Source organism: Dactylosporangium thailandense (assembly GCF_059739745.1).
Window position 1 is genome coordinate 4199353 of the sequence record NZ_AP029195.1, and the last position, 13210, is coordinate 4212562.

Sequence of the window (13210 nt, forward strand, 5' to 3'; positions counted from 1 at the left end):
GGTGCCCCCGTTCTCGGTCACGACAGCCCGAGCTCGTCGTCGATCAGCGCGAACAGCTCGTCATCGGTCGCCTGGTCCAGGTCGACGTCGGCCTCGGCCGCGCCCGCCGCCTGCCACCGCGCGGCGAGCGCCTCGAGGCGGGCCGCGACCGCCTCGCGCAGCCCGGGGTCCACGGACGCGCGCTCGAGCCGGTCGAGCTCGTCGAGGATGGACGGCTCGGGCGCGGCGGCGACCGGGACGAGCTCGGCCTGCAGGTGCCGGGCCAGCGCGGTCGGGTCGGGATGGTCGTAGATGAGCGTGGCCGGCAGCCGGACCGCGGTCGCCCGGGTCAGCCGGTTGCGCAGCTCGACCGCGGTGAGCGAGTCGAACCCGACCTGGCTGAACGCCTTCACCGGGTCGATGTCCTCCGCGGTGCCGTGGCCGAGCACGGCGGCCGCCTCGGCCCGCACGAGCTCGAGCAGGTGGCCGAGCTGGACCGAGGCCGGCAGCCCGGCGAGCCGGTCGGCCAGGCCCGCGGCCCCGGCCGGACCGCCGGCGGTCGGGCGGGCGGCGGGGCGGCGGGCCACGAGCCCGCCGAGCAGCGCCGGCACCCGGACCCCGGCCGCCAGGCGGCGCAGCGCCGCGAGGTCGAGCCGGGTGGGCACCAGCAGCGGCGCCGAGGTGCGCAGGGCCGCGTCGAACAGGTCGAGGCCGAGCCCGGTCGGCAGGGCGAGCAGGCCAGCGCGGGCGGCCCGGGCCCGGTCGATCTCGCCGAGCCCGGCGGTCATCGCGCTCGGCTGCTCCCACAGGCCCCAGGCCAGCGCGCGGGCCGGACGGCCCGCGGCCCGCCGGTCGGCGGCGAGGGCGTCGGTGAACGCGTTGGCGGCCGCGTAGTTGGCCTGGCCGGCGACGCCGAAGATGCCGGCGCCGGAGGAGAAGACGACGAACTCGGCCAGGTCCAGGTCGCGGGTCTGCTCGTGCAGGTGCCAGGCGCCGTCGAGCTTCGGCCCGAAGACCGCGTCGAGGCGGCCCGGGTTCAGCGCGGTCACCGGGGCGTCGTCGAGGCGGCCGGCGGCGTGCACGACGGCGGTCAGCGGGCGCCCGGCGGGCACGGCGGCGAGCATGGCGGCCACGGCGGCCGGGTCGGCGACGTCGCCGGCGACGACGGTGACCTCGGCGCCGAGGGCGCTCAGGCGGTCGCGCAGCTCGGCGGCGGCGGGCGCGCCGGGGCCCTGGCGGCTGCCGAGCACCAGCGACCGGATGCCGTGCCCGGTGACGAGCCGCTCGGCGACCAGCCCGCCGAGCAGGCCGGTGCCGCCGGTGATGAGCACGGTGCCGTCCGGGTCGAGCGGGCGGGGCAGGGTGAGGACGACCTTGCCGACGTGGCGGGCCTGGCTGAGGTGGCGGAACGCGTCCGGCGCCCGGCGGACGTCCCAGCTCGCGACCGGCAGCGGGCGCAGCTCGCCCCGGTCCAGCCGGTCGACCACGTCCAGCAGCAGCTCCTGCAGGCGCGGCACGCCCGCGTCGGCCGTCTCGAAGGCGCGGTAGTCCACGCCGGGGTGCCGGGCCGCGACCTCGCCCGGGTCGCGCCGGTCGGTCTTGCCCATCTCGACGAACCGGCCGCCGCGGGGCAGCAGCCGCAGGGAGGCGTCGACGAAGTCGCCGGCGAGGGAGTTGAGCACCACGTCGACGCCGCGGCCGCCGGTGGCCGCGAGGAAGCGGTCCTCGAACTCCAGCGTCCGGGAGGAGGCGATGTGGTCCTCGTCCAGGCCGAGCTCGCGCAGGACCGGCCACTTGTCGGGGCTCGCGGTGGCGTAGACCTCGGCGCCGCGGGCCCGGGCGAGGCCGATGGCGGCCATGCCCACGCCCCCGGCCCCGGCGTGCACGAGCACCGCCTCGCCGGGCCGCAGGGCGGCGAGGTCGAACAGGCCGTAGGCGGCGGTCAGGAACACCACCGGGGTCGCGGCGGCGCGGGCCCAGTCCCAGCCGGGCGGGACGGGCACGAGCAGGCCTCGCTCGGTGACGGCGAGCGTGGCGAACGAGCCGTCGAAGACGCCCAGGACCCGGTCGCCGGGGCGCAGGTCGGACACGCCGGCGCCGACCTCGGTGACGACGCCGGCCCCCTCGCCGCCGAGCAGGCCCGCGTCGCCCGGGTACATGCCGAGGGCGTTGAGCACGTCGCGGAAGTTGACGCCGGCGGCGCGCAGCGCCACCCGGACCTCGGTCGGGCCGAGGGGGGCCAGGCCGGGATCGTGCGGTACGAGGGCCAGGTTCTCGAGCGTTCCCCGGCCCAGCGAGTCCAGCCGCCAGGGCGCGGTGCCGGGCGGCGGGACCAGCTCGGGACCGGGCTCGGCGCGGGCGAGCCGCGGCGCGAACAGCTGACCGCCGCGGACCGCGAGCTGGGGCTCCTGCGCCGCCAGCACCGTGTCGAGCAGGTCGCCGTCGAGCGCGTCGGGGCGGTCCAGGTCGAGCAGGACGAACCGGTCCGGGTGCTCGGTCTGGGCCGAGCGCAGCAGCCCCCACACGGTCGCGAGGGCCGCGTCGACCGGCTCGCCGGCCCGGGTCGCCACGGCGTGCTCGGTCGCCACGACCAGCGTCGACGCGTCGGCGGCGGGGTCGTCCAGCCACTCCTGCACCCGGGCGAGGGCCGCGGCGGCCGCCAGCCGGGCCCGCGCGGGCGTGTCGGCCGCGGTATCGGCCGCGATGTGCACGGTCGTCGCGGCGGCGCTCACGGCCGGCACCGCCGTGCGGGGCAGTGGCGTCCAGTCCACGACGAAGAGGGAGTCGGCGACGCCGGGCGCGGTGGTGCCGAGGGAGTCGGCGGCGGCCGGGCGCAGCGCGAGGGATGTCACCGCGGCGACCGGGGCACCGGCCTCGTCGGCGAGCTGGACGGACATCGCGTGCTCGCCGGCCGGGACCGCGCGGACCCGCACCGTGGTCGCGCCGGTGGCGTGCAGGGCGACGCCGCTCCACGCGAAGGGCAGCATGACCCGGCCGGGCTCGGCGCGGCCGACACCGGCGAAGGTGGCCGCGTGCAGCGCGGCGTCCAGCAGCGCCGGGTGCAGCCCGAACCCGGCGGCGGGCGCGTGCAGCTCCGCCTCGGCGAAGACCTCGTCGCCGCGGATCCACACGGCCCGCAGGCCCTGGAACGCCGGGCCGTACTCGTAGCCGGCCTCGGCCTGGCGCGGGTAGAACTGCTCGACGTCGGCCGGGCGGGCGCCGAGCGGCGGCCAGGTCGCGAGGTCGAAGCCGGGCGCGGGCGCGCTCGGGGCGAGCAGGCCGGCGGCGTGGCGGGTCCACGGGTCGTCGGGCCTTGCGTCGGCGGGCCGGGAGTGGACGGTCACGGGTCGCCGGCCGGTGTCGTCGGGGGCGGCCACGGCGACCTGCAGGCGCACGGCGGCGTCGCCGTCCAGCGTGAGGGGCGCCTCGACGACGAGCTCGTCCAGCGCGCCGAAGCCGAGCTCGTCGCCGGCCCGCACGGCCAGCTCCACGAACGCGGTGCCCGGCACCAGGGTCCGGCCCAGCACGACGTGGTCGGCGAGCCAGGGCTGCAGGCGGCGGGAGACGCGCCCGGTGAGCAGCAGGCCGTCGGTGCCCGCGACGGTGACCGACGCGGTCAGCAGCGGGTGGTCGAGGCCGGTCAGGCCCGCGGCGGCCACGTCGCCGGTCCCTGCTGACGTGGTAGGCCAGTAGCGGCGGTGGTCGAACGCGTAGGTCGGCAGGTCCACGAGCCGGCCGGTCACGGGCCAGTCGATCCGCACCCCCCGCACGTGCAGGTCGGCGGCGGAGCGCAGCACCCGTTCGAGGCCGCCGTCGTCGCGCCGGAGGGTGCCGGTGGCGACGGCGTCGTCGCGCCGGGCGGCCTCGGCGGTGTCGGCGATGGGCCGGGTCAGGACCGGGTGGGGGCTCGCCTCGACGAACACGCGGTAGCCCTGGTCCAGCAGGTCCTCGACGGAGCGGTGGAACTCCACGGGGCGGCGCAGGTTGCGGTACCAGTAGGCGGCGTCCAATGTGGACGTGTCGGCCCAGGCCGCCTCGACGGTGGAGTAGAACGCCAGCTCGGACCGGCGGGGACGGACCCCGGCCAGGGCGTCGAGCAGATCGGCCTCGATGCGTTGCACGGCCGGCGAGTGGGAGGCGTAGTCGACGGGGATGCGGCGGGCGCGCCCGTCGAAGCCGGCCAGCAGCTCCTCGACGGCCTCGGCCTCGCCGGCCACGACCACCGAGCCGGGGCCGTTGACGGCGGCGATGGACAGCCGGCCGTCCCAGGCGACCAGGTGGGCCCGGACCTCGTCGGCGGGCATCGGCAGCGAGACCATGCCGCCGCCCCCGGCCAGCGCGGCCAGCGCCCGGCTGCGGCGGGCGACGACCATCGCGGCGTCTTCGAGCGAGAGGGCGCCGGCGACGCACGCGGCGGCGATCTCGCCCTGGGAGTGGCCGATCACGGCCGCGGGTTCGACGCCGAGCGACCGCCACACCTCGACGAGGGACACCATCATCGCGAACAGCGCGGGCTGGACGACGTCGACCCGCTCCAGGAGGCCGGGCTCGGCGCGGCCCCGGACCACGTCGTCGAGGGACCACTCGACGTGCGGGGCGAGCGCCGCGGCGCACTGGGCCATCCGCTCGGCGAAGACCGGCGAGGTGTCGAGCAGCTCGGCGGCCATGCCGGTCCACTGCGAGCCCTGCCCGGGGAAGACGAAGACGGCGCCCCGGGCGGGCGGTTCGGCGCGGCCGAGCGCGACGGCGGCGGACGGGGTGCCGTCGGCCAGGGAGGCCAGGCCGGCCATCAGGTCGCCGCCGACGATGGTGGCCCGGTGCTCCAGCGCGGCCCGGCCCAGCAGGGTGTGCGCGACGTCGCGGGGGTGCAGGCCCGGCTCGGTGCCGAGCCGCGCGTGCAGCCGCCGGGCCTGCGCGGCGAGGCCGTCCGGCGTGCGGGCCGACAGCGTCCACGGGACCGGCGTCCCGGCCTCGGGCTCGGCGGCGGGCTGCTCCGGGGGCTCCGGGGCGGGGACGTGCTCGATGATGACGTGGGCGTTGGTGCCGCTGATGCCGAACGAGGAGACCCCGGCCCGGCGGGGGCCGGTGGAGGGCCACGGCCGGGCCTCGGTCGCCAGCTCGACCGCGCCGGCCGACCAGTCGACGTGCGAGGTCGGCGTGTCCGCGTGCAGGGTCGCCGGGACGATCCCCGCCCGCATGGCGAGGACCATCTTCATGACGCCGGCGATCCCGGCGGCGGCCTGGGTGTGGCCGATGTTGGACTTGACCGAGCCGAGCAGCACGGGGGCCGGGCGCTCCTGGCCGTAGGTGGCGATGAGCGCCTGCGCCTCGATCGGGTCGCCCAGCGGCGTGCCGGTGCCGTGCGCCTCGACGGCGTCCACGTCGGCCGGGGTCAGCCCGGCGCTCGCGAGGGCCTGGCGGATGACGCGCTCCTGGGACGGGCCGTTCGGGGCGGTGAGCCCGTTCGAGGCGCCGTCGGAGTTGACGGCCGAGCCGCGCACGACGGCGAGCACCGGGTGCCCGAGCCGGCGCGCCTCGGAGAGCCGTTCGAGCACGACGAGCCCGGCGCCCTCGGCCATCCCGAACCCGTCGGCGGCGTCGGAGAAGGCCCGGCACCGCCCGTCCGGCGACAGGCCCCGCTGGCGGCTGAAGCCCACCAGCCCGGACGGGCTCGACATGAACGAGACCCCGCCGGCCAGGGCGAGCTCGCACTCCCCCAGCCGCAGCGACTGGGCGGCGAGGTGCAGCGCGACGAGCGACGAGGAGCAGGCGGTGTCGACGGTGACGGCGGGGCCCTCGAGCCCGAGCGCGTAGGCGACGCGGCCGGACAGCACGCTGCCGGACGAGCCCGTGAGCAGGTGCCCGTCGTCGGCCTCGTCGCCGCCCGCGGCCTGGGCCGCGTAGTCCTGCCCGTGCGTGCCGACGAAGACGCCGGTGCGGCTCGCGGCCAGTGCGGTCGCGTCGAGCCCGGCGCGTTCCAGGGCCTCCCAGGCGACCTCGAGCAGGTGGCGCTGCTGCGGGTCCATGGCGATCGCCTCGCGCGGGCTGATGCCGAAGAACCCGGCGTCGAAGTCGGCGACCCCGTCCAGGAACCCGCCGGAGCGCACGTAGGTCCGCCCGGCCACGCCCGGCTCGGGGTCGAAGATGGCGTCGAGGTCCCAGCCGCGGTCGGCGGGGACGGGGCCGATGGCGTCCCCGCCCGCGGCGACCAGGTCCCACAGCTGCTCGGGCGAGCCGACGCCGCCGGGGAAGCGGCAGGCCATGGCCACGATCGCGATCGGTTCGCCGGTCGCCGCGTGGGGTGCGTCGGGCGCCGTCGTCGCGGCGGCATCGCCGAGGAGCCGGTGGCGCAAGTGCCCGGCGAGCAGCAGCGGGGTCGGGTGGTTGAAGATCGTGGTGCCGGGCAGCCGCAGGCCGGTGCCGGCGCTGAGCCGCTGGCCGAGCTCGACCGCCATGAGCGAGTCGAAGCCGGCGTCCTTGAACGCGCGGGCGGGGACGATCCGGTCGGGTCCGGCGTGGCCCAGGACGACGGCGGCGTTGGTGCGGACGAGGTCGAGCAGCAGTGCGGTGCCCTCGTCCGCGTCCATGGCCCGGAGCTTCTCCACCAGCGGATCGTCCTGCCGCACGGCCGGGGCGAGCTCGCGCAGCAGGGCCGCCCCGGGGTCGAGGGCGGCGTGGTCGAGGTCCATGGCGATGACGTGCGGCCGGTCGGCGCGCAGGGCGGCGTCGAGCAGGTGCAGGCCGGCCGCGTCGCTCAGGGCGCGGGTGCCGGCGCGGGCGGCGCGGGCCACGTCGACGTCGCGGAGGCGGCCGCCCATCCCGGCCGCCTGCTCCCACAGCCCCCAGGCGATGGTGGTGGCCGGGAGCCCGAGGGCGCGGCGGTGCGCGGCGAGGGCGTCGAGGAACGTGTTGGCGGCGGCGTAGTTGCCCTGGCCGGGGCCGCCGAGGGTGGAGGAGGCGGAGGAGAACAGCACGAACGCGGCCAGGTCGAGGCCGGCGGTCAGCTCGTGCAGGTGCCAGGCGCCGTCGACCTTCGGGCGCAGGACCGGGTCCCAGCGCTCGTCGCCGAGGTTGGCCACGACGGCGTCGTCGACCACGCCGGCGGCATGCACGACGGCGACGAGCCGGTCGCGGACCGGCTCGATCGCGGCCGCGAGGGTCGCCCGGTCGGCCACGTCGCCGGCGACCACGCGGACCCGCACGCCCGTGTCGCTCAGCTCCCGCACCCAGGGCTCGGTGGTGCCGCGGCGGGACACCAGGACCAGCTCGGCGACGCCGTACTCGGCGGCGAGGTGCGCGGCGACGAGCCGGCCGAGGCCGCCGGTGCCGCCGGTGACGAGCACGGCGCCGCCCGCGAGCTTCGGGGCGTGGCCGCCGCCGCCGCGCAGGGGGCGCAGGCGGGCGGCGAGCAGCCGCCCGTCGCGGACGGCCAGCCAGGGTTCGTCCGCGGGCAGTTCCGGGTCCGTGCCGGCCTCGAGGAGCCCGAACCGGCCCGGGTGCTCGGCCTGGGCGCAGTGCACCAGGCCCGGGACCGTGGCCTGGGCGGGGTCGGCCGGGTCGACGGCGATCACCAGGCGCCCGTGGTCGTGGTCGGTGAGCCACCGCTGGATCGCGGCGAGCACCCGGCGGCCGGTTTCGCGCGCCCGCTGCGGCAGCGGGCCGTCCGCAGCGGACTCGGCCCGCAGGAGCGTCGCCGGCTCGGTGCCGGGTGGCACCGGTGCCCAGCCGATCTCGTAGAGCCCGCCCCGGCGCTCGGCCGGGCCGGTCTCGGGCAGCCAGAACCGGGTGCGCTGGAACGCGTAGGTCGGCAGGGGCACCCGGCGGCCGCGACCCTCGTGGAGCGCGGCCCAGTCGACGGGAACCCCGCGCACGTGGAGCCGGCCGAGCGCGGCGAGCAGGTCGGCCACCTCGGTGCCGCCGTCGCGCAGGGCGGCCACGAAGCCGAGGTCGCCGGCGTCGCAGTCGGGGCCGAGGGCGGTGAGCACGCCGCCGGGGCCGACCTCGAGGACGGTGGTGACGCCGAGCCCGGGCAGCGCGCGGACGCCGTCGAGGAAGCGGACCGCCTCGCGGGCGTGCCGGGACCAGTACCGCGGGTCCGCGAGCAGCCCCGCGTCGGCCACGGCGCCGGTCACGTTGGACACCAGCGCCAGCTCGGCGGGGCGCACGGTGAGCCCGGCCGCGACCTCGGCGAGCGCGTCGAGCATCGGGTCCATGCGGGCCGAGTGGAATGCGTGCGACACCTGCAGCCGCCGGGTCCGCCGGCCCTCGGCCCGCAGCCGGGTGGCCACGGCGAGCACCGCGTCCTCGTCGCCGGAGATGACCGTCGCCCGCGGCCCGTTGAGCGCGGCGATGCTCACCCGCTCGGAGAGCAGCGGGGCGACCTCGTCCTCGGCCGCCTCGACGGCGACCATCGCGCCGCCGGCGGGCAGGGCCTGCATGAGCCGGCCGCGGGCGGTGACCAGGCGGGCCGCGTCCGGCAGCGAGAGGATCCCGGCGGCGTGGGCGGCGGCGAGCTCGCCGACGGAGTGCCCGCCGACGACGTCCGGCGTCACGCCCCACGACGCCAGGAGCCGGAACAGGGCGACCTCGAGCGCGAAGAGCCCGGCCTGGGTGAACTCAGTCTGGTCGAGCAGCGAGCCGTCGCGGACGACGTCGGCGAGGCGCGGGTCGAGCAGCGCGCAGGCCTCGTCGAAGGCGGCGGCGTACACCGGGAAGCGCTCGTACAGCTCGCGGCCCATCCCGGCGCGCTGGCTGCCCTGGCCGGTGAAGAGCACGGCGAGGCGGCCCGGCTCGGCGGCGCCGGTGAGCAGCCCGGGCGCGGGCCGGTCGGCGGCGAGCGCGGCGAGACCGTCCCGGTCGCCACCGGCCACGACGGCCCGGTGGGTGAGCGCGGCCCGGGTGGTGGCCAGGGAGAAGCCGATGTCGGCGGCGGGCTGGCCGTCCGCCCAGGCGAGCAGCCGGCCGGCCTGGGCGCGCAGCCCCTCGGGCGAGGCGGCGGACAGCAGCCAGGGCAGGACGTCGACCTGGGGTTCGGCAGGGGGTTCGGCGGGCGGCGCGGGGACCGGGTCCGGGGGCGACTCGAGGATCACGTGCGCGTTGGTGCCGCTGACGCCGAACGAGGAGACGGCGGCGCGGCGCGGGCGGCCGGCGTCGGGCCACTCGCGGGCCTCGGTCAGCAGCCGTACCGCCCCGGCCGACCAGTCGACCTCGCGGGTCGGCTCGTCCACGTGGATCGTGCGCGGCAGCACGCCGTGGCGCATGGCGAGGACCATCTTGATGACGCCGGCGGCCCCGGCCGCGGCCTGGACGTGGCCGATGTTGGACTTCAGCGAGCCGAGCCACAAGGGAGTGTCCCGGCCCTGGCCGTAGGTGGCGATGAGCGCCTGGGCCTCGATCGGGTCGCCGAGGCGGGTGCCGGTGCCGTGCGCCTCGACGGCGTCGACGTCGGCCGCGGTGAGCCCGGCGCCGGCCAGGGCGCGGCGGATCACCCGCTGCTGCGCGGGGCCGCTGGGGGCGGTGAGGCCGTTGGAGGCGCCGTCCTGGTTGATCGCCGAGCCGCGCAGCACCGCGAGCACGGGATGGCCGAGCCGCTGGGCGTCGGACAGGCGCTCCAGGAGCAGCACGGCGACGCCCTCCGACCAGGCCGTACCGTCGGCGCCCTGGGCGAACGCCTTGCAGCGCCCGTCCGGAGACAGGCCGCGCTGCCGGGAGAACTCGACGAAGACCTGCGGGCTCGCCATCACCGCGACCCCGCCGGCCAGCGCCAGCGAGCACTCGCCGGCCCGCAGCGCCTGCGCGGCCAGGTGCAGGGACACCAGCGACGACGAGCACGCGGTGTCGACGCTGATCGCCGGGCCCTCCAGGCCGAGGGCGTAGGCGACCCGCCCGGAGGCGACGCTGCCCGCGGTACCGGTGCCGAGGTACCCCTCCAGGTCCCCCGCCTCGACCCCCGCGGCGTAGTCGTGGTGCATGACGCCGAAGAAGACGCCGGTCGGGCTGCCCCGCAGCGCCCCCGGGTCGATCCCGGCCCGCTCGACCGTCTCCCACGACGTCTCCAGCAGCAGCCGCTGCTGCGGGTCCATGGCGAGGGCCTCGCGCGGCGAGATGCCGAAGAACTCGGCGTCGAAGTCGGCGGCGTCGTAGAGGAATCCGCCGAGCTGGGTCGCGCTCGCCCCGTCGCGCAGGCGCGCCAGGTCCCAGCCGCGGTCCGCCGGAAACTCCCCGATCGCGTCCCCGCCGCGCGCGACCAGGTCCCACAGCTCGTCCGGGCTGCTCACCCCGCCGGGCAGCCGGCAGCCCATGGCCACGATGGCCACCGGCTCGCCGGCGGCAGCGGGGGCAGGGTCGTCGGCGGCGGGCGCGGGCGACGAGCCCAGGAGCAGCCCGGCCAGGTGCTCGGCGAGCAGCGCCGGCGTCGGGTAGTCGAAGGCCAGGGTCGACGGCAGCGCGAGGCCGGTCTCGGCGCGGATCCGGTCGCGCAGCTGGACGACCTGCAGGGAGGTGAAGCCGAGCGCCTTGAAAGGGCGGTCGGCATCAGTACCGTGTGCGGCCGGCAGCACCGCGTCCGCGCACGCGTGCACGAGCTGCCGCAGGGTGTGCCGGCGCTGGACGGCGGGCTGCCCGCGCAGCCGCTCCCGTAGCGCCCCCTCGTCGCCGCTGCGGGGCCGGGGAACGCCGGCCGGGCCGCGCCGGAGCAGGGCCGCCGCCGGGCCGGTCGGGGTCGCGCCGGTCGGCCACGCGGTGGCGGCCGTCGCGCCGGTGAGCAGCGCGGCGTCGAACAGTGCCCGGCCCTCCCGGGTGGACGGGTCGCCGGCGAGGGCGAGCCCGTTCGGGTGCCGCGCGGCGATCCCGCGCGCGTAGGCCTCGGCCGCGACCAGATCCGCGTCCGCGGCCGATCCCCGGAGGCCGGCGAGCGAGGTGAGCACGATGAGCCGGCTCTCGGCGGGGACGTCGCGCGCGGTCGCGGCGATGCGCCAGGCCTCGTCGGCGTCGCCGCCGACGGCCACGACGACGGTCGGGACGGTCCCGTCCAGTGCGTAGGCCTGCTCGAGGTGGCCGGACAACGCCGTGCCGGCGCCGATGACCCGCAGCGGGCCCAGCGGTGCCGAGGCCGCCCCGGTCGAGCGGGCCGGGACCAGGCGAGGGGCGCGGCGGACGCCCCCGCGCACCGCGACCTGCGGCTCGTCGTCCACGATCAGCGGGGCCGGGTCGGTGCCGGGCTCGAGGTCGAGCAGCCGCAGCCGGTCGGGGTGCTCGGCCTGCAGGAGGCGCAGCCAGCTCCAGGCGGGCGCGTACACGGGGTCGTGGATCGGCTCGCCGGGCAGCGCGGACACCGCCCCGCGGGTGACGATGACGAGGCGTTCGGCCGCGAGCCGGTGCTCGACGTGGGCGCGCAGGGCGGCGTTGGCCGCGCGGACGTGCTCGGGGGTGGGCGGGGCGCCCGCGCCGTCGGCGAGCACCGCGGTCCACTGTGGACTCGCTTCGGGCCGGGCCGGGCCGAGCTCGGTCCAGGAGTCGAGCAGGAGCCGGTCGTGCTGGCCGCCGGCGACGGCGAGCAGGCGCGCGGGCCGGTCGAGCAGGGCCAGCCGGGTCACCTTGCCCGAGGCCGTGCGCGGGACGGCCGCGATGGCGTAGAGCTCCTCGGGGACCTTGAAGTACGACAGGCGCTCGCGGGCGGCGGCGAGCAGCGCGGCGGGGTCGACGCCCTCGGGGCCGGGCACCACGAACGCGACCGGCACCTCGCCGAGGGCCTCGTGCGGCCGGCCGGTCGCGGCGACGTCGGCGACGCCGGGCACGCCCCGCAGGGCCTCCTCGATCTCGGCCGGGTGGATGTTCTCCCCGCCGCGGATGATCAGCTCGCGCAGCCGGCCGGCGACGGTGAGGTGGCCGGCCTCGTCGCGGTGGGCGAGGTCGCCGGTGTGGTACCACCCGTCGCGCAGCGCCGCCGCGGTCGCCTCGGGCTGGTTGTGGTAGCCGAGCATGACGCTGGGGCCGCGGACCCAGACCTCGCCCTCGACCCCGGCGGGCACGTCCTCGCCGGTCTCGGGGTCGACCAGCCGCACCTCGACGCCGGGCACGGGCAGGCCGCAGGAGCCCTCGACCCGCGGGCCGGTGGGCCGGTTGACGGCGATCGAGCCGCACGTCTCGGTGCTGCCGTACGCGTCCAGCAGCGGCACCCCGAACGTCTCGTCGAAGGCGCGGCGCAGCGCGGCCGTGGTGATGGCCCCGCCGACGAGGCACATGCGCAGGTCGGGCGCGACGAACCCGGACTCCCGGGCCGCTTCGACGAGGTAGTGGTAGAGCGTGGGCACGCCGGCGAGGAAGGTCGCGGCGTCCTCGCGGACCGCGGCGAGGACGTCGTCGGCCGAGAGCCCGTCGACGATCCGGGCGGTGGCCCCGACCGCGGTGACGCTGAGCACGCAGGCGATGTGCGAGAGGCTGTGGAACAGCGGCAGCGGCCACACCACGCGGTCGTCGGCCGACAGGCCCGGGATCGGCACGTAGCAGGCCGCGACCGAGTACAGGCAGCTCGCCTGCGTGGAGAGCACGCCCTTGGGGCGCCCGGTGGTGCCGGAGGTGTAGAGCATCCAGGCCGGCTCGTCGAGCGCGAGGTCGTCCGGCGGGGGCGCCGCGGGCCCGGTCGTGGCCAGCGCCTCGAAGTCCTCCCCGACGAGCACGATCCGGCGGTCGCCCGCGACCCGGCGCACCTGGTCCACGCGCGCGTCGTCGGTGATGACGAGCACCGCGCCGGAGTCTTCGAGGAGGTACTGGAGCTCCGAGTCGGTCGAGCGCGGGTTCAGCGGCACCCCGATCGCCGCGGCCCGCACGAGCGCGAGGTAGCTCTCCACCGTCTCGACCCGGTTGCCGAGGTAGATGACGGCCCGGTCGCCGCGTCCCAGGCCGAGGGCGGCGAGGTTCCCGGCGAGCGAGAAGGTCCGCCGCTCCAGCTCGCCGTAGGTGACGGCGCGGCGGGCGTCGCGGAACGCGGCCTTGGCGCCGAACCGGCGGCCGTGCTCGCGCAGCAGTTCGGTGATCGGCCGGATCAACTCGGTTCGCAGCAAGTTCACCACATCCGTTGGTCGGGCCGGGCCGGGCCGTTCACAGTCTTGGTTCGCGGGCGGGGGGCCGGTACCCCTGCCGACCCCTAGCCGCGCCCGAGACTTTTGGGGATCTCCTGGCCACGGGCGGCGGGTTAGGGTCGGGCATCACGCTGGGACGACCCGAGGGCGGC

At 78.0% G+C, this 13210-nt stretch carries 1 protein-coding gene; it reads right to left on the reverse strand.

Going from position 1 to position 13210, the window contains the following annotated elements:
* Positions 1-17: 17 nt before the first annotated feature.
* The gene (locus AC6JBM_RS18205) at positions 18-13040 is read right to left on the reverse strand and encodes an SDR family NAD(P)-dependent oxidoreductase (RefSeq protein ID WP_497986487.1); all 13023 of its coding nucleotides are present in this window, start codon (positions 13038-13040) and stop codon (positions 18-20) included.
* Positions 13041-13210 lie beyond the last annotated feature (170 nt).